The sequence below is a fragment of the Oscillatoria salina IIICB1 genome, assembly GCF_020144665.1.
GTDB lineage: Bacteria > Cyanobacteriota > Cyanobacteriia > Cyanobacteriales > SIO1D9 > IIICB1.
The window spans coordinates 40,282-62,134 of the sequence record NZ_JAAHBQ010000028.1; the positions used below are offsets into that span (position 1 = coordinate 40,282).

The following is a 21,853-nucleotide window of genomic DNA, read 5'->3' on the forward strand; positions in this document are numbered from 1 at the left end:
GTAATAGGTAAAAGGTTTAAAAAGTCAAAAAGGTAATCGCGTAACCATCCTATTTTACTCTCGACTACTCTTGACTGCTCGCTAAATACCCTTTTCGCATTCCTTTTTCGTGACTTCGTGGCGATAACGAAACATATCTCTCAGTCGGGCTTCTACCCACCAGCCCAAAATTAATTCGGCTAATTCTCCTCCAGGTATTGCATATTCTATCGAATCTGTCAAGCGAGTTTGCCGATTTTCCGCCACAAATTGATGTTTATGTCGCCAAAACTCCATCGGTCCGTCAATTTGTTCGTCAACAAATATTTGATATTTTTTACATTCCGTATGATGCGCTAACCAGCGCACCGGAATTACTCCTAAAAAAATCTTAAATTCGCTAATTGCACCCACAGCTAACCCTCCCTCTCGACGCACAATTTGCACGGGTTGCCAAGGAGGAGTTAAAACATCTAAAATATCCGGTCGTTCGTGGAAATTCCAGACAATTTCTACCGGAGCATTAATCAGACTAGAATATTGAAAATGCAGCATAAAAATATTTTACTAGATTCGATTTAAAAATACAAGCGGGTGGCTTGGCAAAATCTAATTTACCCTACTTAATTGTGACGTTTATGTCTTCTTTTTTCGGTTATAACCATTGCGATCGTCAACGTCAATATGCTTTAGATATTCTTTTACTTCACAAGTAAGGTGAGCAATTATACCTTACTTGTCAACCAAGAATTAACCATCAGTTAGATGATTGTAAATAGGGAAGAGAAAACCAATCAATTAGCGGTTGTTTGAGTAGTTCGCGATTACCTTGGGTAATACTTAAAAATCGCCCTTGGGCTGTATTTGAGATGACGTAGTAAATGTTACCATCAATTGCTTGATAAACATTATTACTTAAATCAACTTCGGTAATTTCGACATTGACAACAGCGCCATCTAATTTGCGTATTCCTTTATAAAATTGAGGATAAAGCCAGCCACAAATATTAATCCAAAAATCTTTGGTTTCTCCAGCGAAAAAAGAAACAAAGCCATCACCACAATTATTTCTAGCGCTAGCAAGAATAAATTGCTGAGATTCAGTTTGTTTGGCTGAATTTAGGTTGGCTTTCACGGGATTTATTGTTGAAGCAAGAAATAAGCTTATGCTGAGGAATACTAAACAGATATTTCTGACTTTTGCTGCTTGACTAAAGCTTCCAAGTAGATTAGCTTTCATAGTCTGTATCAATTTCTATATCTAATGTTTCTTCATCTACTCTGACATAAAGTATATTCGGGCGACAACAAACTTGACAATCCTCAATATATGATTGTTGCATTCCGGCACTAATATCGATAAATGTTGTATTTAGTTCGCCACAAAAGGCGCAGTAAAATTCGGCTGTATTTTGCATATTTTCTGGTGGTTTGTATTTTTTAAAGAGGTGATTTTTTGCTTAGTTTGACTATGTTAGTGGCTAAGGAGGGGGCCATTTTTCCAGCTTGGATTGGTAGCGGAAAATTCCTGAAAATGATTTTTCTTAAATACATCAGTTTCAAGAGGAATTGTTGCCAAATTCGCCTACATTTGCCAAAATAAGCCGCGCCGATTATTTTCAAGTTAGATGCGAGATCGATCGACGGGAAAATGAGTCTCAGCCTCAGCTAAATGTTTTTTAAGAGTGGCTACTGGTAGAGGTGCTTGGATGTGATTCCAAGGTAAGGTTTGCTCGAGTTTCCAGTTATCGTGGACGTAGAAATCGAGGTGGGGAATTTGTCCGCGCATTTCTTTAAAAGCACGTTTAAAACTTCCGACAGTATCACCGTAGTTTCTAGTTAATTGTAGCAGAGGAGCGAGGCGGCGATCGCCACGGGAGATTAAAGCTTGAATTATTGACCAGTTATAACTTTCTGGGCGAAATTCTATTCCTTTTTTTCCTAGTTGTTTTTGTAATAATTTTAGTCTTTTTTTCGCTTGCGAATTGACGCCAAACCACTGAAAAGGCGTATGCGATTTGGGAACGAATGTGCTGCAACCCAAGGTGAGACGCAAACCTGGGGCAGATTTCTTGATAGTTTCCATCATGGAAATAGTTTCTTCAATATCGGCTAATTCTTCGCCGGGAACGCCAACCATTCCATAAAGTTTTATTCCTTTTAAACCACCTGCTTTAGCATTGATTGCCGCTTGTACAATTTCGTCATTTGCTAACTTCTTGTTTATAATTTGTCGCAATCTTGCCGAACCACTCTCAACCGCAATTGTCAGCGAACGAGTATCGCGCTTACTTAAAGTTGCAGCTAGTTTTTCTGTCACTGTATTTGTCCGTACCGAAGCGATACTTAAACGCACGTCGTCGTACTTTGGTTGACTGAGATAGTCGAGTAAAGTTTCAAATTCGGGATGTTGGGTAACTGATGCACCTAATAAACCAATGCGGTTGGTAACTTTAACTCCTTTTTCAATCGCGGGAATTAAAGAACTTTCTAAGTTAGCAGTGCGAAAAGGTAAAGTTAGATAACTAGCTAAACAAAAACGACACATTTCTGGACAACTTCGCACTACTTCTACCATGTAAATATTAGCCCAAGCTGCCTCTTCCGTAACAACTGTAGATGCGGAAAGAGTGTTACCGCGATAGGTTTGTTTTTCTACTTGTGCGGGAATTGAACTATCTACTGGTTGAATAGATTTAATTGCACCATCAAGGCTGTGATAAGTAACTTCATATAAACTGGGGACATAAACCCCAGGAATTGTGGCTAAATGACGCAATTTTGTGGCACGATCTGCTTTTCTAACTTGTTTATAAGCTTCAATAAAATTAGCAAGTAAATTTTCGCCATCACCGAGTAAAATTATGTCAAAAAAGGCGGCAAAAGGTTCAGGATTAGCAGTTAAAACAGGTCCGCCACCAAATACTAGAGGATGGGTATCTTTTCTTGAGGTAGCTTCGAGGGGAATTTCTAAAGATTCGAGGAGATTGAGGATATTGACATAATCCAATTCCCATGATAAAGAAAATCCTAGGAGTTCAGGATTGCGAGGTAAAGATTCGGCGCGATCGCAAAACAAACGAGAAACCTGCAAATCCGATCGCGTGGCTAAAGTTGCCCAGACAATCTGGTAGCCTAGGCTAGTAATGCCGACGCTGTAGTCGTTGGGAAAAGCAAAGACAACGGGAATAGCGTCAGCATCGGGGGTAGCAGGAGTAAATAAAAGACGTTCGGAGGCAAAAAGACTCAAGGTTTCTGTTTAAATTGGGGATTAGGGATTGGGAATTGGGGATTAGGGATTGGGCATTCAGTATAATATCAGTTTATCTCACAATTTTGCTTGGTCTTCCCAGTCCCCAGTCCCCAAATCTTGAGGAAATGAAAAATAGCGATCGCAAAACTCGATCCTCGACATACAATAAGCAAGCATAAGCGCGAGTAGCGGTGGGTCGTGGTCGAACTGAGGAGCAAAAATGTTTAATCTTATTCCCCCGATGCTGAGACAAAAAGCCAACAAAGCTAATGACTCAACATCCGCAACACCAGAAACAGTCTCTAGTGAGGATTCTAACTCACCTCTGGTGGAGGAAACCACAGCAACGAGAATCCAAACAGATGACGAAGCCGAAATTGACCCGGAAAAAGAAAATAATGCTCGAAAATTACCAGCAAAACTGGTAGAATTTTGCCAGAAAGTACCAGTACCCGAAAAAGTTGCCAAACAGTTTCGGGAACCGCGATCGCTACATCGTCGGTATTGGTTCTGGCTGAGTTTAGTAGCGGGTGTAGGTGTAAGCGGCGGCGCGATCGCTCTGGGTGTGGTAGCCTGGAAGCTTGAAAATAGCGTGCCGAAATCTTACGATGAAGTCCTCACCTATGCTCGTGAAGGTACTTTGACAATTAAATCTGCTGATGGGGCGGTTCTGCAAGAAATTGGACCTGTTACCCACGAAAAGCTGGCAATTGACGAAATTCCCGAACAAGTACAAAATGCTTTTATCGCCAGTGAAGACCGTAACTTCCGAGAACATGGCGGTGTAGATTATGGTGGTTTAATTCGCGCTAGCTTGTCGAATACGAAGTCTGGGGAAGTTGTCGAAGGGGGTAGCACGATTACCCAACAATTAGCTAGACTGATTTATCTCGACCAAGAACGCACAGCGTGGCGGAAAGCGAGAGAAATTCGCATCGCCCAAAAGATAGAAAATAATTACGAAAAAGAGCGGATTTTAGAGCGTTATCTGAATTTAATTTATTTAGGTTCGGGTGCTTATGGAATTGGTGATGCAGCTTGGGTTTATTTCAGTAAGTCCGTAGATGACTTAACTTTAGCCGAAACTGCAACCTTAGCAGGAATTGCACCAGCCCCAAGTGAATTTTCGCCGTTTGAGAATCCTGAATTGGCGAAACAGCGTCGGGATGAAGTGTTGCGACGAATGGCAAAAGAAGGTACAATTAGCCAAGCCGCAGCCGAAAGTGCGATCGCGTCTCCTTTAGAAACAAAACGTAGCAAACCGAAACGTTTACAACGTCAAGCGCCTTATTTCACCGAATATGTGCAAAAGGAACTGAAAAAAATTGTTCCGGAAGAGGCTTTACAAGCAGGCGGAGTTGTGGTAGAGACAACTCTGAATAATGATTGGCAAAAACAAGCCGAAAAAGCGATCGCCGAAACCCTAGCCGAAAATGGTGAAAGCCTCGCTTTTGAACAAGCAGCCTTAGTCGCGATCGATCCCCGGAACGGCGGAATCAAAGCAATGGTAGGCGGTAGCGACTTTAGCAAAAACCAATATAACCGCGTTACCCAAGCCCAAAGACAACCAGGATCGACATTCAAAACCTTTGTCTACGCTACCGCGATCGCCGCAGGATTTTCGCCCAACCAAGGCTTCATGAATGCCAAATATGTCGTCGATGACTACAAACCCGAAAACTATAACAAGTATTACAGCGATAGCTGGACTTCGATGCGCGAAGCGTTGATTCAATCAATCAACGTAATTGCAGTTCGCGCCCTTGTCGATGTAGGTTGGGAACCGACAATCGAAGTAGCGAAAAAAATGGGTATCGAATCGAAACTCGAACCCGCTTACGGACTAGCACTTGGCGCGTCAGAAGTCAACCTTTTAGAACTAACCAACGCCTACGGAACCCTAGCCAACAAAGGTGTTCGCCAAAAAGCAAACGGGATTGTGAAGGTTCTAAATAGCAAAGGAGAGACGATTTACGAAGCCGAGAACAAAGGCGATCGCGCGATCGATGCCGAATCCGCCGCGATTACCAATTGGATGCTTCAAGGAGTCGTCAGTAGCGGTACAGGAAGCGCCGCCAAATTAGACCGCCCTGTAGCTGGAAAAACAGGCACATCCGACGAAGCCCGCGACTTATGGTTCGTCGGTTACGTCCCCCAATTAGTCGCAGGAGTTTGGCTAGGAAACGACGACAACAAGCCAACCAAAGGTAGCAGTAACACCGCCGCAGCCGCTTGGAAAGACTTCATGAGCGAAGTCGTCGAAGACTTACCCGAAGAAAAATTTGACGAAATTCCCAAAGAATTAGGCGATCGCGAAGGCAGCATTAAAGCCAAACCACTAAAACCGAAAAACCAATACTACATCTACAAACCCAAACCCAAACCACAGCCTCGCGTTACCGCTACCAGAAGTTCTGGCTCTACATCCCGTCGTAGCTATAGCGGCAGCAGTTCCCGTCGTAGCTCATCCGGCTCAAGCAGAAGCTACACACCTCGTCGCGCAGCCGCACCAGCCCGACGCAGCGCGCCAGCCCCCGCACGGCGTACCTATCAAGCACCAGCCCGACGCAGCGCACCAGCCCCAGCCCCAGTACGACGCAGTGCGCCAGCACCAGCCCCAGCCCCAGTACGACGCAGTGCGCCAGCACCAACACGCCAAGCCGCACCGCCCCCACCACCCCCACCACGGGCAGCAGCACCCGCTCCCGCAGCACCGCCACCACCTGTAAACCAAGCTCCGGTGCTGAACAAACAAGCCAAACCTCCCGTAGCACCACCGCCTCCCTAAGAAGGAGGACAAGGAGGAGGGGGGAGACAAGGAGGAGGGGGAGGACAAGGAGGAGGGGGAGGACAAACTGATAACTGAACCCAGTCCCCAATCCCTTCCAGTCCCCAATCCCCAATCGCCAATCCCCAATCCCTAGTCCCCAATATCCCCCAAACTCCTGATTAAACCTGGGATTGATGGAGAATTACCCGATCTTTGGTAGGATAACCAAAAAAGAAGCACCAAAATTAAGGAGTTTATAACTTATGAATCCATTATTAGCAGAAGGAACTGCCGTTGCTGGAAATTTCCCGATTTCGTTTACGGCTGTTTATGTAGTAGGATTTGTCGCGGCAGTAACGCTCGGTTCGATCGCCTGGTATAATTCCAAGCGCCCGGTTGGTTGGGAAAATAAAGAGCGTCCCGATGTTGTTCCCAAAGTTGATAAAGAGGAAAATCCTGGAGTTGGTAAACCTTAATAAGACAATTTGTACTGTTTAAGAAGACTTTTTTTGGTGAGACGCGGATTTCGCGTCTCTATTTTTAACTGGGATAGCAGAAAATTTTAGTTTTTGTCAAATATAATCAATGTATCGAGCTAATTTTTCAGGTTACTTTTTCAGCAAACCCTAACTTAGGTGGAGATAAATAAGCTTTCGATCTTATGCAGCAAAGTGCTAATTTATTTTGCTAAGAGTAAAGTAGCTTCAATTTCTTGGCGTACTTCCCTAGTAATATAACAATCACTGTTGAGGCACTCTACTAATAACTGATTAGCTTCATAGTAATTTTTCAGCGCTTGTGCTTGTTCTGGGCTAAATTGCCAATTGTGACCAATATTGCGATAATTAATGGTAATCGTTCGGAGTTGATTTGTCCAAGCTGTACCATTTTGCTGCCACCACTGCTGAAATTCGGCTTCAGATTCGCGATCGCCGGGTAATTGTTGTTTAAGTTTTTGCAAAGCTTGACCTAATTTGGAGTTGGCGGCGCGATCGCAGGCGAGAGCAAATGCACCTAGAAAGGCATAGGGACGATCTGTATTACGCAAATCTTGGGCGCGATCGCAGGCTAAGGTGAGGATTTCGTCTAAACCGATATCGAGGGCGCGAATGTTACCCAACATGACAAGAATAAATAAGTTGCGATCGAGGGCGCGTACTAATTCGCAATTGCGGTAATTTTTTGGGTTACGATTAGTTTGTTGAATACAGGCAAGATTGAAGTAAAATGCTCTGACTGCGGCGGCTTTAAAAGTAACTTCTACAGTAAGAGTTTTTTCATTTACCCAAGTTAAAAATTCCTGTAAGTAAGCATCTTTGGCTAGCAAATTATCAATTTTTGCTTTCATCAACAATAATAAACAATCGGCTTGAGGTAACATTCCTACTGCCAGTAAAAAGATTTCGCGCCAGTTTTTTTCGGTAATTCGAGCGACTAAATTGTTGAGCGATTTTTCTAATTCTTGGGGAGAGGAACTGGTGACAATTTTGCGGGCGGTAAAATACTCTTGAAAACTCAAATGAGAAAAAGAATAAATTCCTCTGGCTCGTTCGACTAAAATCCCGTGTTGTGTTTCAATGGATTTAAGGACGGCGGCACTGTCAAGTTGTAAAGCACGAGAGTCAGTTTCGCTCTCGGTGAGATTGCGAAGATAGTCAGCAATATACTTTTCAATGTCTTTTTGTTTGAAGAGAAATTCTTGACGCTCGAAAGTAATCAGTGCGAGATTAGAAAGTAAATCTTTCTTACGCTGTACCGAGAGTTTTTGGTAAACGCGATCGCGGACAATCCCCCGTTTCGCATCCCATTTTCTCATTAAAGTCGCAATTCCACAACCGTATAACTCGGCGCGATCGCTAGGAAAATCACCATTATCTTCAAATTCTAAACACAACAATGTTAGTAGCAAGGGATTAGTTGCGAGTTCCTGAATTCGGTGATTTGCTTGCAGTTGTGCTAAAAATTGTTCGGCTTCATAAACGGTTTCGCTGTCGCCTTTTTTGGTTAGACAAGCCAGATTACTATCTATTTCTTCACCTTGAGAACAAATTACATGACAATGACTTTCAGTACGACCCAAATTAGTATGATATTTAGCTGTAAACCATTTCTGAACAAAAGATTCAATTTGCTGGTAACTAAAATCAGCAATTTCTACTTCCGTGAAGTTATCTAAAGTAGATTTTCGTACTGCGGTGCGACAGGCGATCGCGAAACGATTGCGGTGATATTGACAATAAAAATTGCGAATTTCCTGATTTACTCGCAGAACATCTTCGGCTTTAACTTCATCGATGCCATCAATTAAAATTAACGCTCTCCCTTCGTTCAGTAATTTGGCTGTTTGCGCTTCACTTACGTCAAAAATCAACAACAGCTTGATAATATATTCCCTCAAACTCGGCTGATTTTCTGATTCGGAAAAGTGTCTCGCTACCAGAAAAATTGGCACTAAATCGCCGAGCAAATCGCGATAGCTGCACTGAAGAGCAAGATATTTTAAAAATGTAGTTTTTCCCGATCCGGGTTTACCGAGAATTGTCAGTTTTGGATAACGCCGCACCGCTTCTTCCGCAGGACAACGTTCTTCATTGAGTCGATTGAGTCCAAGGCGATCGCCGTTTTCTGCTTCCGGACTAAACTGTTGTAAGAGTTCGGCGATCGTCAAATTTTTCCGTCGGGGAATTTTTTCTAAGATATTCACTTCTGTGTAAATATCGCTAATTTCGATCGGACGGGACATATCTAAAACCCGAATTGTGCCGCACTGATCTTGCAGACTGAGGCGTAGTTTGGTACAAATATTATTAACTAAAGTATCGATATTTTGCAGTTCTGGCGCTTGGGGTTCCTCCTCAAAAACCTCTTCCCAGTCGAAATCGAGTCGAAAGCAAATTTCCTTAAAAATTGTTTGATCTACTGGCTTCCCTGCAAAAAATTTTCCTACAGTCTGACGCACGCAACCCACTTCCTCAGCCAACTGTTGCTGAGTTAATTCCGTGCGCTGGAATGCTCGGATTGCTTTTTGTCTGCCTAATTCTGATAGTTTAAGCGATCGCCTTGCCATTGCTAATCAATCAACTTGTGTAAAATTTAGTTAATTTTTTTTGCAAATTAGCGCCATTTTAACATTGCTCTCACTAACTTAAACATTACGCTAACTTGGCTTTGTCATGCTGGAATTTACTTAAATTCTAATTAATTATACCGAGAGGTTGTCATGAAAACAGTCCTAATAGTCGAAGACGAGGTAATTAATGTTAAAGTGTTCTCCAAAATTCTCACTAAGCAAGGTGGATTTGCCGTCAAACACAGCGAAAATCCTGAAGAAGTAATCCAACTCGCCAAATCGGGGCAAGCGGATGTTATCTTGATGGATGTTTCTCTGGCAAGGAGTTTTTATCAGGGTAAACCAGTAGATGGGATTAAAATCACGCAAATGTTGAAGGCTGATTCTACTACTGCGAGACTACCAGTTATTTTAGTAACCGCCCACGCCAGAGAAGGCGATCGCGAAGCATTTTTGCAACAAAGTGGTGCTGATGGTTATATTCCCAAACCTGTTATCGATCTACAAGATTTCCTCGCGCAAATTGCCGCGATGGTACCAGTATAGTTACAAGAATAAGTTTGGAGATTTTTTAGTTCCCGCCAGGAGGAAAATTTGCTGAAGGTGCAAGTCTACAAGATGAAAGCGATCGCGAATGTTAATCGTCAATCACAGATTCACGCTGGCGAACGCAGATTTAGCTTATACTATCTTAATCTGCGTTCCAGCTTGGTCTGTTGGCAATGATAGTTACAGGTTTCTTTCTCTGGGCAGTGGATTTGAGCAGAATGATTTTCTAACTTAAGCTTAAAATAGGCTTAATTGAGTTAGAGCAAATTATGAAATTCAACCGTGACTTGGTTAGACAAATCTTTAATTTAACGTCTATCCTCGGTGCTTTTGGGATTAATATTTGGGCTAATCTCGCCCCAATTAAAGGTTTGACGATTGGCGAAATATCAAATCAAATATTTGGCGATGTTTTAATTACTCCAGCTAGTTATGCTTTTGCTATTTGGGGAGTAATTTATTTAGGGTTGATTAGTTTTGCAGTTTATCAGTTTTTACCAGCTCAACGCCATCAGGAAAAATTGCGTCGGCTTGGTTACAGTTTAGGGTTTGCTAGTTGGGCACAAATTGTTTGGGTATTTGTCTTTTTGTCTCGCTGGTTTGTAATTTCTTTAGTGGCTATGATTGCCATTTTGCTACCTTTACTTGGTGGATACTTAAAATTAAGAAATGGGGACAAAAATTTTTCTCGTCAGGAGCGATGGTTGATGGTAATTCCCATTAGTATTTATTTAGGTTGGATTAGCGTAGCAACAATTTTGAACGTCGCGATCGCTTTAACGAGTGTCAACTGGAATGGTTGGGAAATCAGCCCGGTAGTGTGGACATCGATGATGGTAGCCGTCGCGGGAATAATTGGTGCTACAGTAATTAAACAACAGCGAGATCGAGCATTTGGCTTAGTCTTAGTTTGGGCGCTAGTAGCGATCGCAGTTCGTCATTGGGAGACACTGGCGATCGCCCTAACATCCGTAGTCGTCGCGATCTGCTTAGTTATTTTCCTCATTTTCCAGCTATTACGATCTCGCCGCAATAACTTTAAATCAGCAGAAAAGCCCCTAAATGACTGATTAATTAATTAGCCGCAGCAGGTGTAACAGCTTCCACTTGACTTGATTGAGTAACATCGAAAATTACTTTAAATGTTTCCCCCAATTCTTCCTTCAGGGACGCTTCAAACAAAGTTACTTGTTCGGGAGTAATTGGTTGGGTAGAGCGAACATCTACTTTAATTAAAGGTGGATTGGTATCGCGAAAAACTTCTGTTTTCGTTAGCTGCATATTTTCTTCAGTTAATAAAGGACTATTAGCCACAACTCTTCGCACAGAATCATTAACTTGAGCTTGCTGAACCAAATCGATAAAGCTAACTCCTAAAGGTACTGCTAACAAAGCAATGAGAAACAAACTAACTCCCCAAGAAACCGAGCGTCCGAGTTGACTTTTTCGAGCATAACCACTGATTACATAAACACAAATGCAAGCGAGATTGATGCCAATCAAATTAGTAAAATAAAGTAAAAAAGCACCAAAACTTAATTGCCATAAACCTTGGGAAAAAGTCAGCCCAATGACGCAAATTGGTGGCATCAAGGCAACAGCGATCGCCGTTCCCGGTAAAGCATCTCCCAAAGAAGGGCGAATTTTCGCATAAGCACTAATTCCCCCCGCAACAATCGCAATCAGTAAATCGACTAAATTCGGTTGGGTACGTGCTAAAACTTCTGTCCCAAATTCCGGAATCCCAATAACTAAACCAACCAAAGACGAACTGATAAAAGCAATCAAAGTACCTGCCGCGATCGAAGAAAAACTACTACGCAGCAGGATTAAATCTCCTTCCAAGGTAGCAAAAGAAAATCCCCGTAAAGGCAGCATTAGAGGTGCAATAATCATCGCACCGATAATGACGGCAGTACTATTCAAAATCAGTCCGAAAGTAGCGATTAAACAAGAACTGACAATCAGAACGATATAGTTGAGAGTTAGCTGCGAATCTTTAACCAGAGATTCCCTCAGCTTGAGTATGGGAATTACTTTCACCCAATAATTAGTGACCGAATGCCAAAGATTTTGCATTAGTATAGATACCCCTGATAAATGCAATAGCTCCAATGCTAATTTATCTTTGGCAGGTCACTTCGTCGAGCTCGGGAATTCTTTTACGAGATTTTACTGAGGCTATTAACGATCAGATCCCCATCATGCTGCGGCTGTAAGGGGTGGTTTCGGGTGCATTGTACATTGCCCAATCGCGAATGCCTCGGTTGTTGAGAATTGTTTGAGCAGTAGTAATTTCCGCTTCGCTTCCTTCGACGATAACTAAATAATCACCTTCAGAAACTCGATTATCGTAGTATTTTGCCCGATCTTCCGGTATTCCCCAACCGATGAGTGCGCCAGCTAAACCTCCACCAGCAGCACCAAAACCGCTACCTAAGAGAGTGTTAGCCAAAACTACACCAGCTTCAGCCACCGGACCGACTCCAGGAATAGCCAAGACACCTAAACCGCCAATTAAGCCTAATAAACCTCCCGTAGCCGTACCCGCGATCGCACCTGTGGCTGCACCTCCTTTAGCTTGTTCGTCAGGTGTTTTATTGACATTTGCACCGCTCATGTGTTCGTATTGACTGGCATCTTGAGCGATAACTGAAACTTTGTCCATATTAAAGCCAGCATCTCTAAGTTCCATGAGAGCTTCTTGTGCATCTTCACGAGTAGCAAAAATTCCAACTGCGCGTTTAATAGCCATTTTATTCTCCTGTTCTCATATCTGCTTGCACAAAGGGAGAATTAATCATTTTTGTGCTTTTATTAACACGATCATTGTGTCAATTTTGCTAGGCTATCTTCATCAGTCTGTAGGATAGCCTTGGTTTCTCTCTTCAGAGGGGTGGCTGAAAACCGCGACGGTTTATTTCTTATTTGGCGATCGCCATTTGTCTATGTCAATCAATATTGAATCTTTTGGGAAAGAAGTTTCGTAAAATAATCGTTGCTCTACCGCCCCATTACATTTCCCAGAACTATCCAAAATGCCGAAAATCCACGGCAAAATCCCTGTCTAATCGCACTCACAACTTTAGTTGCGGTTTTGATGAAGACAGGGATGTAGTTGCCAGTACGAGCGTCCTGCAAAAAGGACTCCGTATTGTAGGGCAGACAAAAAAGACTATCGATGAGATGGAAAACGCTTGAGTGAGATACTGCCTCTATTGTGGCTGGAGAAATTCAGTCACAGCAAGTATACTCGTTGCATGAAGAATCACCCTCCTTCTAGGAGGGGTGAATATCAAACTAGACTTTCTAATACCTAGACTGGGAATTAAACCAAGAGTTTTAGTAGAGAGCTTCTTCTTGGTGAGTTTCGATTTTGCAATCTGAACGAGGATAGGCAACACAAGTGAGGACGTATCCTGCTTCCATTTGATCGTCATCCAGGAAAGACTGGTCAGACTGATCGATCTCGCCATCTAACAGTTTACCTGCACAGGTGGAGCAAGCACCAGCACGGCAGGAGTAAGGTAGATCGAGTCCTTGTTCTTCTGCAACGTCAAGGATGTACTCGTCATCAGGTACATCAATAGTGGTGTTAATACCTTCAGCTTCGTTAACTAAAGTTACTTTATAGGTTGGCATTTGTTTTTCTCCTCTGGTTAAGGAACAGTGTTTTTCTTTTGTTGAAGCCGGATTAAGCTTTTTGCTTGAAGCTTCATTTTCGATACTACGAGAAAAATACCTCGTAAAGACGCAGCATTAGAAATGAGATTCTTAATCAAATGTAAAATAAGAAATCTTTATAAATTAATTGTAGGCTAAGTAGAGGCGAGATCGAAAAAAAGTCTTCTCCGTAACATAGTTATAGTAGTAGTTTCATTTAAACCCTTGCCAAACAAGAGTTGCCGAAAAACCCGCATAAATTAGTATTAGTTATAGTTATAGTTATAAATGATGATTTGTACTTACAGGGAAAATTTTCCTCGAGGAAGCGATCGCCTTAACCATTTCTCCCAGCTAGCAAATAACTGAAAAATCTGGTTTAAACAGCAAAATTCTCTTTTAATGGTTGAAGAGTAAGTGATAAATATGGATACCGAAACCAGACAACCGCTAAAAGTAGGCTTAGTCGGCACTGGCTATGCCGCAACTAAACGCGCAGAAGCATTGCAAGCAGATCGGCGATCGCATCTCGTCGCAGTTACTGGTCATACTCCAGAAACTATTGCAGCATTTAGCAGCAACTACAATGCCTCCCCAGTAGGATCTTGGCAGGAGCTCCTCCAAGATCCACAATTAGATTTAGTAGTCATCTGCACGATTAACCGCGATCGCGCCGCGATCGCCCATGCTGCTATTGAAGCTGATAAGCACGTCGTCGCGGAATACCCCCTCGCCCTCGATCCCCAAGAGGCACAAGCTATAATTAACCTTGCTCAAACCAAAAATAAACTCCTCCACGTCGAACATATCGAACTCTTGGGCGGTTTGCACCAAGCCATCCGCCAAAACTTACCAGAAATTGCTCCAGTTTTCTTTGCACGCTACATTACTATCAACCCCCAACGCCCCATTCCCCAACGTTGGAGTTACAACCACTCCATGTTTGGTTTTCCTCTCAGTGGCGCACTTTCTCGGATTCATCGCCTCACTGATTTATTCGGGAAAGTGGCTACAGTCAACTGTCAGTCACGGTTTTGGGATACCGAAGCTGACTACTATCGCGCTTGTTTGTGCAACGCTCAACTGCGCTTTGAAAACGGGATTATTGCTGAAGTTACCTATGGTAAAGGAGAAACTTTTTGGAAAGGCGATCGCACTTTTGAAATTCACGGCGAGAATGGAACACTGATTTTTGCCGGATCTCAAGGTAAATTAATTCGAGGAGAAGCAGAAATACCTATAGAAGTTGGCGATCGGCGGGGTTTATTTACTAAAGATACTACTATGGTTCTCGACTATTTATGTGAAGGTACACCTTTATACGTCACCCCTGATGCTAGTCATTATGCCCTACAAGTCGCCGAAGCTGCTCGCATCTCCGCAGCCACAGGTAAAACCTTTGAATTAAGTTAGAAACTTAGTCTCTAACATCTTTGTTCAAAACTCGTTTTGGCGAGCCAATCAAACTCAATTTTTACTTTCAAGCGTCAAACCTTCCTTCTATCTCTACAGTTATTTGGTCTGAGTATATACGATATCGAGCCAAATTAAGAAACTTCGATCTCACCAAAATCGAGGAAATCATTAAATATTCTGGAGAGAGATACTATGATGTAGAAACAGGTAGAATGGTTGCTGTAGGTAAACACGACAATCGCTTAGTTATCATTCCTTATGAAAGTAGCGGCGATGCGATCGCACCTGTAACTATTCACGCTACCACACGGCGACAAATACGATTTCGCTTAAGAAATAGGAGGTTTATCATTAATGAATCAAACTAAAATGACCTATTTTGAACAAGAAGATATCCTTCACTTGACAATCTCTGAGGAACCAGAAACAGCTAGTGTAGAAATTAGTCCCAATATTACTGCTGAACTCAATGATGCTGGAGAATTAATTGGTATAGAAATTATGCAAGCAAACTCTTTTATCCAAAATATAGTTTTAGAATCAACCCAAGCCAAAATCCTCAACCTTTCTGCCTAAAATTAACTTAAATTACCGCCACACAATCCATCGCTACCAAAGCATTTTGAGGAAGTTGAGCAATTTGCAGACAAGCACGAGTTGGCGCACTAACATAATCAAAATACTTTCCATACACTGCCTCAAAAGCAGAAAAATTTTGCATATCAGTTAAATAAACTTTAGTTTCCACCACATCCTGAAAACTAGCGCCAGCAGCATTTAAAATAGCTTGAATATTCGCCATCATCTGTTCAGTTTGTCGCTGAAAATCATCAGGATAGAGAATATCATTAACCCTCAAATCAATCCCAATTTGTCCATTAATAAAAATTAATTTACCATCCGCCGAAATACCTTGACTATTTAGCCCTTTTAGTTTAGGCGCTAACTCAGTAAAAATAACTTGTTTCTGCTGATTATAAACTATTTTCGAGTCAACTTCACCAACTTCGGAAAAATAAATTTCCCCATCAGGCATTATAGCGCGAGTAAAATCGACATCCTCAAAAATTGTTCCATAAGTTTTCGCATCAGTTAAGTCAGCTTTTTGTAAATTTGCTTTCGTAAAATCAGCATTCATCAAATCAGCCTTACACAAACTCGCTCTTTCTAAATTCGCTCCTCGCAAGCAAGCTTTTCTTAAATTAATATTCTCTAATGTAGCGCCAGTAAAATCAACATTTGCTAAATTAAATTCTGACAAATCCATGCTTGTCAAATTCACTCCCTTTAATTTAGCACCCTGAAGATTTACTTCCTGAAATTTGACCGAATTAAGACTAGCTCTAGTTAAATCTGCTCCTGCTAAATTAGCTTTATTTAAATTTGCACCATTAAAATTTGATTGAATTAAATCTGCTTGTTTAAGTGACGCAAATTCTAAATTTGTAGAATTTAAATTTGCATAATTTAACTTTGCAAAATCTAACTTTACCTTAATAAAAATACTGTAAGCAAAATTACTTTTACTCAAGTTAGCTTTACCAAGATCGGCACGACTGAAGTTTACCTGATGATTTTCAGTATTAATTCCCTGAAAATTTGCTTCTATCAAAATTGCTGCGGTAAAGTCTGCTTTATGAATTTTAGCTCCAGTAAAAATAGCTTTACTTAGATCTGCACCTTTAAAAATTGTACCAGTTAAATCCGCAGCAGTTAAATCAACACCTATTAAATCAACACCTCTCAAATCAAATCCAGCTAACTTAGCTCTTTGAAAATTTCTTTCACCATTTGCGTATTTTGTCAGAAATTCTTGTGCATCCATAAGCCAACTCTCAACACTCTAAAATCTCATTTTACAACTAAAAGAAAACCTGAGCGAACTTCCTTTGCGTCTCTGCGTCTACTCTGACGAGTTTTCCTCCGGAGTATGCGAGAAAAAATCATCTCTTCATTCTTTGTAACTACGCCACAAAAAGCATTGTACAACTAAAAGAAAACCTGAGCGAGCTTACTTTTCGTCTTGGCGAAAGAATTCCTAAAATCTGTTAAAATATTAGTGACGAATCAAGGTAAAATATAACCATGCAACCAACCAAAGAAACCTCAATGGGCAAAGTTACAACAACTATCGAAATTACCAATCGCATCGACCAAGCTAATGCAGCAAACGGCATTATTTCGCCCGATCGAATACGCTCAGTTACCTTAAATAACGTGCTAGTAGATACAGGAGCAACCACTTTATGTTTACCGAAAAATATTATTGCCCAACTAGGCTTAAGTTTGCTGCGAGAAGTTGTAGTAGAAACAGCCACGGGTATCAGCAAAGCAAGAATATTTGAAGATGCAAAAGTTTCTTTACTGGGACGAGAAGGAACATTTGAATGTTTAGAACTTCCGGAAGGAAGTACAGTTTTGTTAGGTGTAATTCCTTTGGAAATGTTAGGGATAGAAATCGATCTAAAGAATCAAACTTTGAAGGTGTTACCGGATTCTACTGCGGAAACTTATTTGACTATCCTTTAAGGATATCAAGTTTCGTCGTAGACAAAGTTAATTATTCAAGAATCTGGTTGTATTTGCGTTGTTTCGGAAGTAGTTTCTGATTCGGGAGCAAGACTTTTCTCGAAACCAGCCATTTCTGAGAGAATATACAAAGGTCTACCTTTAACTTCTTCATAAATTCGTCCGATATATTCTCCTAAAATGCCAATACTAACTAATTGAACTGCACCGAGAAAGAAAATTGCAATTAAAATAGTTGCAAAGCCTGTTAAGGGTGAAGCGGGAGCAACGATGCGCCAATATAAGACTAAACAAGCCATAATTAAAGCGATGAAAGCTGCTAATAAACCGAGATAAGTAGCGAGTCGTAAAGGTATTTTAGAAAAAGAGACTAAACCATCGATCGCTAGAGAGAATGATTTCCCAAAAGTATACTTGACATCGCCAGCGAAACGGGGATGACGCTCAAAAGTAATTTTCGTTTGGGAGAAACCAACCCAAGCGCGCAAACCTCTTAAATAACGATTGCGTTCTGGGATAGCATTGAGTACATTAACTACTTCTCGATCCATTAAGCAGAAATCTCCGGTATCGAGGGGAATTTCTACTTCAGCGAGACACTTGAGGAGGCGATAAAATAAGTAAGCAAATAAACGTTTGACAGGATTTTCTCTGCGTCGTTTGCTACGCTGGGCATAAACTAAATCGTAGCCTGCTTCCCATTCATCAATCAAATCAGGAATTAGTTCGGGAGGATCTTGTAAATCGCCATCGAGAACAATTATCGCTTGACCTCGGACAAAATTCAGTCCTGCGGTGACAGCAATTTGATGTCCAAAGTTACGTGCGAAACTCAGGTAACAGACACGAGAGTCGATTTTATGTAGATCGCGGATTAATTGTAAAGAGCGATCGCGACTTCCGTCATCAACGAAAATGATTTCGATGACACCATCTAATTGCTCGCTTATCCGATTTAGTCGCCGATACAACTCGCGAATGTTACTTTCTTCGTTGTAAATCGGAATCACTAAAGAATACTTAGGAAGCGAGGAAGATGGAATTTGAGGAACTGGGTATAAATTAATTCCCGTCATAAACAATCCGGATCGATACCCGTTATCATATATCTCTAGCGAATCAATTGGGCAACCCAAAACTAAATCAGTAACTATCTACCTAACTTATTAGGAATTCCGTCACAACCACCGGGAATGGTAGCTCTAGATTTTTCACCACACCAACAACAGCAATAATACCGTTGTTCGTCGTTCATGCGTTGGACTCTGGTGAAATCTACTTTTTCTACAACTGCTCCGGTGTATGCACCTGTTTCATAATCGGGAGGAGTAGTGCGACTGCGAGGACTGGCGTTTTTGACGTCTCCGTAGTAGAAGCGAGTGCTTTTGATATCAGTACCAGCGAGGTTAGCTTCATAAAGCACTGTACGACTCAAATTGGCTTTTACTAAGTCGCAACGGGACAAATTAGCACGAACTAAATTAGCTTCGCTGAGATCGGTCCAGCGTAAATCTTGACCCGAAAGGTCAACTCCTGCCAACATAACACCTAAGTCAATTACTCTGACACCAAAAGCGCGATCTTCAGCGTAGTTTCCGGAACCGTCGAGAATTGGTCTTCCGAGGTGATTATCTCGACGTAGAGGAGTAACTAACCTTGACTGAGAGAGAAAACGGAGGATTTTCGCTTTTCCTTCTCCGTCAACGCTAGCGAAAATAGCCGCAGTACGTCCTTCGGCGATCGCTCTTTCTTGGGGCCAATCTTCGAGTAATCCTTCGTCGTTGAGGGCTAATTCGGAAATTCCTTGAAAATAAGCGTCGATGGTTTGTTGTTGGGTAATTCGGTTTTGCTGAATCGTTAAATCTTTAGATATCACGTATTGTCGCCAAGCTACATAGACGGCGAGGACAGCAATCATAATTTGACCAATCGCGCCTACCCAATCCGCCCAAGAGCCAAACTCATCCCATTTTATACTGTCAAGCCAACCTTTGATCCCGCGATAAAATCCAATGTAGTTTAATAACGCCGCGATCGCGACAAACAAACCGACAAAGCCAATAAATTTCGTTCTCGCTTGGGGTGTTAAGGTATTAATCAACCAAGCACGTAAAGAAGGCGAAATCGTCCGTAGAGAAATCAAAAACGTGACGATCGCCCCAGCCAATCCTACCCAGAAGTTATTAAAATACAACCCCAGGAATAAAACAGCGATCGCGCACAAAATCAGCCAAAAGTTAGAATTATCTGGCTCCCGCAAATAAATTGTCCTGGCTCTGGGTACAATCTGATTGCGCGGTAAAGTAGCCAAATGACGCTCTCCTTTCCCAGAAGATTCTTTTATGGTATTGTTTCCGTTACCTTCGTTAGTTGTTCCCCCATTAACCTCTTCGCGATCGGAGGAAGTTTCCTGAGACTGAGTTGAATCTGGCTTTGTTGTCATCTGTTTCTGTCTAGTTAACCAGGCGTTTAAGCAAGTCTATTACATCCAGTACAAATTATCTTAACGAATTCCCTACCCTCACTGAGTCTTCCCGGAGTCAAGAATGTAGCGAGTCACAGTAGCAAGAGGGAAAAATCAACTGTACGGCGATCGCAAAATCCTCTCCAAACTTCCTCACTACTGCTAACCTAAAATAAATGAACTCAATTGCTTTATGGATAACACCGAAATCCTCAATCTCGTTACCGTTGGACTAGCAATAATCATTGCTATCAGTGCTTTCTTGATGATGTTTACCAATATTTTTACAAGCAAGAAAAAATAGCCATCTGCTAATTACTTGTGAAAAAAATTGTTTCTCTAATATTCAACCATGTAGTGCGGGCATCTTGCCTGCTATTACGACTAATTAAAATTTTCTGCCGATAAATCATCCGCGTTTATCTGCGTTTATCGGTGGTTTCTTAAATTCTTAACTCTTTAACCAAAAACCTTCGCGACGTCGATCGCCAGCCCCTTCAATCTCCCCATCAGCCGTCATTTTCACTGCATGAACTCCACCAAAAAACATATTTTTATTTTGCCAGAAAACCAATTCAGTTTCTTCACCGAAAGCCAAGTTTTTGACTATTTCTGCTAGCAACGGTGGTTCAACACTAAAAATATTATTTTCCCAATGAACCCTCGGACTACTTACCGCCGCTTCCAGCGACATTTGATAATCAATTAAATTAGAAATAACCTGTAAAATAGCAGTTCTAATCCGATTTGAACCACCCGAACCCAAAACAATTTCCGGCTTACCTTCGTTAAGAACAATTGTCGGTGACATCATCGAAGAAATTCGGCGATCGCACTCCCATTGATGGAATCCATGAGGGTTTAAATCTGCTTCTCCAAGCATATTATTAACCATGATACCCGTTCCCGGTATTACATAAGCCGAACCTTCGCCATTAGAAGTAGTGACACTCGCTGCATTTCCTTCGCTATCAATCGTGCTAATTTGAGTTGTACTTCCTAATTTATTTAACTCTTGCTGATAGCTATTGATTTGTTCGTCTCCTAAAAAAATCTCGGCAATATCTGCTCGATCGATATAGGGATCGCAACCCTTTTTTCTCGCTAAATTAGTTACTCGCATTACTTCTGCTAAAATTTGTAAATGTTCCTGGCAACCAAACTCAATTTGTGGTAAATTAAAATTGTTTAAAAGTTTTAAAGCAAAAGCAATTAGGATACCGCCAGAACTAGGAGGAGGATTAGTTAAAAGGACGCGAGAACGATAATTAATTTGTAAAGGTTGACGGACAATTACCCGATAATTTTGCAAATCTTCGAGAGTGAGATATCCTCCTTTATCTTGACAATCTTTGACTAACTGATGAGCAATTTCTCCCTGATAAAATTCTTTCACACCTCGATTAGCTAACTCAGTCAAAGTAGCAGCAAAATCTTTCATCACTAAAAGTTCGCCAGCTTGTAAAAATTTCCCATTAGGAGCAGCGATTTTTTTAGTTTCCGAATTAGATAGAAAAATGGGCTTGAGTAAGTTCAAACAAAAAGAAGAAAAATTACTTAATTCTACGCCATTTTGAGCGTAATGGATAGCAGGTTCAACAACTACATGAAAAGGCAACTTACCTAATTGTTGATGTACCTCAAAAACCCCAGCAATATTACCAGGAACAGCCATCGAACCCAAGCCGACGTGAAAAATTTGGGTTTCGTCGCCAAAATCAAGTTCGATCGGATAAAAATCAAGGTCAGATAAAGGCTTTTTGCGACGAGGAGTTTGACTAAAAAAATCAAAAAGAAGGTTGCGATTATCGTGAGTATGTGCTAAGAAAAAACCGCCCCCAGCAGCAGAAGTTAAAACAGGTTCGACGACAAAAGAAGCTAACATCGCCGCTACCGCAGCATCAAAAGCATTACCACCAAGGGTAAACATTTCTCGTCCGGCTGCGGCAGTTTTTTCATGTCCTGCGGCGATCGCGCCCTGCATTTTTGGTATCATCTAAGAAGAAATTGTCAGTTTAAACGTCTTGGCGATTATCGGCGAATTAACCTCTGTAAATCACTGAAAGCTGCAAGATGCTAGTTCTTGTCCGTACCTAGTTTAGCTTGAATTTGGCTTGCTAGGCTGGCAAACTGGACTGGCAAGCAAAAGACTTGCGGTTG

21 protein-coding genes are annotated in these 21,853 nt (G+C 41.6%); 9 read left to right on the plus strand and 12 right to left on the minus strand.

The features are described from left to right. Positions 1-81: 81 nt before the first annotated feature. From G3T18_RS10280 to G3T18_RS10295, 4 genes are all read right to left on the minus strand, one after another. Complete coding sequence (locus tag G3T18_RS10280) at positions 82-534, minus strand: SRPBCC family protein (RefSeq protein WP_224410460.1); 453 nt, start codon at positions 532-534, stop codon at positions 82-84. A gap of 202 nt (positions 535-736) precedes the next feature. Continuing rightward, positions 737-1,219 (minus strand): hypothetical protein, encoded by a 483-nt coding sequence (locus G3T18_RS10285; RefSeq protein WP_224410461.1) that lies wholly within the window; start codon positions 1,217-1,219, stop codon positions 737-739. Continuing rightward, positions 1,209-1,397: a CPXCG motif-containing cysteine-rich protein gene (locus G3T18_RS10290; protein WP_224410462.1), complete on the minus strand. Its 189-nt coding sequence runs from the start codon at positions 1,395-1,397 to the stop codon at positions 1,209-1,211. Before G3T18_RS10290 ends, G3T18_RS10285 begins: the two co-directional genes overlap by 11 nt. Before the next feature lie 206 nt (positions 1,398-1,603). Continuing rightward, positions 1,604-3,229 carry a B12-binding domain-containing radical SAM protein gene (locus G3T18_RS10295; RefSeq protein WP_224410463.1) on the minus strand — a complete coding sequence of 542 codons (1,626 nt, stop codon included), beginning with the start codon at positions 3,227-3,229 and terminating at the stop codon, positions 1,604-1,606. Between the two features lie 223 nt (positions 3,230-3,452). Between G3T18_RS10295 and G3T18_RS10300 the strand changes: the two genes are divergently transcribed. Together G3T18_RS10300 and psb35 are read left to right on the plus strand one after the other, a co-directional pair. Continuing rightward, the gene (locus G3T18_RS10300; RefSeq protein WP_224410464.1) at positions 3,453-6,020 is read left to right on the plus strand and encodes a transglycosylase domain-containing protein; all 2,568 of its coding nucleotides are present in this window, start codon (positions 3,453-3,455) and stop codon (positions 6,018-6,020) included. A gap of 245 nt (positions 6,021-6,265) precedes the next feature. Beyond that, complete coding sequence (gene psb35, locus G3T18_RS10305) at positions 6,266-6,478, plus strand: photosystem II assembly protein Psb35 (protein WP_224410465.1); 213 nt, start codon at positions 6,266-6,268, stop codon at positions 6,476-6,478. A gap of 203 nt (positions 6,479-6,681) precedes the next feature. On the opposite strand, the gene G3T18_RS10310 is transcribed toward psb35, so the two are convergent. Then, complete coding sequence (locus tag G3T18_RS10310; protein WP_224410466.1) at positions 6,682-9,069, minus strand: NACHT domain-containing protein; 2,388 nt, start codon at positions 9,067-9,069, stop codon at positions 6,682-6,684. Between the two features lie 153 nt (positions 9,070-9,222). On the opposite strand from G3T18_RS10310, the gene G3T18_RS10315 reads away from it, so the two are divergent. Continuing rightward, on the plus strand, positions 9,223-9,618 hold the full coding sequence (locus tag G3T18_RS10315) for a response regulator (RefSeq protein WP_224410467.1): 396 nt from the start codon (positions 9,223-9,225) through the stop codon (positions 9,616-9,618). Positions 9,619-9,890: 272 nt separating this feature from the next. Further along, the gene (locus tag G3T18_RS10320; protein WP_224410468.1) at positions 9,891-10,691 is read left to right on the plus strand and encodes a tryptophan-rich sensory protein; all 801 of its coding nucleotides are present in this window, start codon (positions 9,891-9,893) and stop codon (positions 10,689-10,691) included. A 4-nt stretch (positions 10,692-10,695) separates the two neighbouring features. On the opposite strand, the gene G3T18_RS10325 is transcribed toward G3T18_RS10320, so the two are convergent. Then, complete coding sequence (locus tag G3T18_RS10325; RefSeq protein WP_224410469.1) at positions 10,696-11,700, minus strand: DUF389 domain-containing protein; 1,005 nt, start codon at positions 11,698-11,700, stop codon at positions 10,696-10,698. 112 nt (positions 11,701-11,812) lie between these two features. Continuing rightward, a complete protein-coding gene (locus tag G3T18_RS10330; protein WP_224410470.1) occupies positions 11,813-12,376 on the minus strand; it encodes a general stress protein in 564 nt (187 codons plus the stop codon). Between the two features lie 215 nt (positions 12,377-12,591). On the opposite strand from G3T18_RS10330, the gene G3T18_RS25875 reads away from it, so the two are divergent. Continuing rightward, a complete protein-coding gene (locus G3T18_RS25875) occupies positions 12,592-12,822 on the plus strand; it encodes a zinc ribbon domain-containing protein (protein WP_224410484.1) in 231 nt (76 codons plus the stop codon). A gap of 141 nt (positions 12,823-12,963) precedes the next feature. On the opposite strand, the gene G3T18_RS10340 is transcribed toward G3T18_RS25875, so the two are convergent. Beyond that, positions 12,964-13,263 carry a ferredoxin gene (locus G3T18_RS10340; protein WP_224410471.1) on the minus strand — a complete coding sequence of 100 codons (300 nt, stop codon included), beginning with the start codon at positions 13,261-13,263 and terminating at the stop codon, positions 12,964-12,966. 447 nt (positions 13,264-13,710) lie between these two features. Here G3T18_RS10340 and G3T18_RS10345 point away from each other — a divergent pair, with 447 nt between their 5' ends. The 3 genes from G3T18_RS10345 to G3T18_RS10355 are packed head-to-tail and all read left to right on the plus strand — an operon-like array spanning position 13,711 to position 15,276. After that, on the plus strand, positions 13,711-14,697 hold the full coding sequence (locus tag G3T18_RS10345; RefSeq protein ID WP_224410472.1) for a Gfo/Idh/MocA family protein: 987 nt from the start codon (positions 13,711-13,713) through the stop codon (positions 14,695-14,697). Between the two features lie 20 nt (positions 14,698-14,717). Beyond that, positions 14,718-15,068 carry a hypothetical protein gene (locus G3T18_RS10350; protein WP_224410473.1) on the plus strand — a complete coding sequence of 117 codons (351 nt, stop codon included), beginning with the start codon at positions 14,718-14,720 and terminating at the stop codon, positions 15,066-15,068. Then, on the plus strand, positions 15,055-15,276 hold the full coding sequence (locus G3T18_RS10355) for a DUF2283 domain-containing protein (RefSeq protein ID WP_224410474.1): 222 nt from the start codon (positions 15,055-15,057) through the stop codon (positions 15,274-15,276). Before G3T18_RS10350 ends, G3T18_RS10355 begins: the two co-directional genes overlap by 14 nt. Positions 15,277-15,283: 7 nt before the next feature. On the opposite strand, the gene G3T18_RS10360 is transcribed toward G3T18_RS10355, so the two are convergent. After that, a complete protein-coding gene (locus G3T18_RS10360; RefSeq protein ID WP_224410475.1) occupies positions 15,284-16,525 on the minus strand; it encodes a Rid family detoxifying hydrolase in 1,242 nt (413 codons plus the stop codon). Between the two features lie 260 nt (positions 16,526-16,785). On the opposite strand from G3T18_RS10360, the gene G3T18_RS10365 reads away from it, so the two are divergent. Beyond that, positions 16,786-17,229, plus strand: a complete 444-nt coding sequence (locus G3T18_RS10365; RefSeq protein WP_224410476.1) for a retroviral-like aspartic protease family protein — start codon at positions 16,786-16,788, stop codon at positions 17,227-17,229. 35 nt (positions 17,230-17,264) lie between these two features. On the opposite strand, the gene G3T18_RS10370 is transcribed toward G3T18_RS10365, so the two are convergent. From G3T18_RS10370 to ggt, 3 genes are all read right to left on the minus strand, one after another. Beyond that, the gene (locus G3T18_RS10370; RefSeq protein WP_224410477.1) at positions 17,265-18,305 is read right to left on the minus strand and encodes a glycosyltransferase family 2 protein; all 1,041 of its coding nucleotides are present in this window, start codon (positions 18,303-18,305) and stop codon (positions 17,265-17,267) included. 74 nt (positions 18,306-18,379) lie between these two features. After that, entirely contained in the window at positions 18,380-19,672 is a 1,293-nt protein-coding gene (locus tag G3T18_RS10375) for a pentapeptide repeat-containing protein (RefSeq protein WP_224410478.1), read from the minus strand. Positions 19,673-20,144: 472 nt separating this feature from the next. Further along, on the minus strand, positions 20,145-21,689 hold the full coding sequence (gene ggt / locus G3T18_RS10380; protein ID WP_224410479.1) for a gamma-glutamyltransferase: 1,545 nt from the start codon (positions 21,687-21,689) through the stop codon (positions 20,145-20,147). Positions 21,690-21,853: the final 164 nt, after the last annotated feature.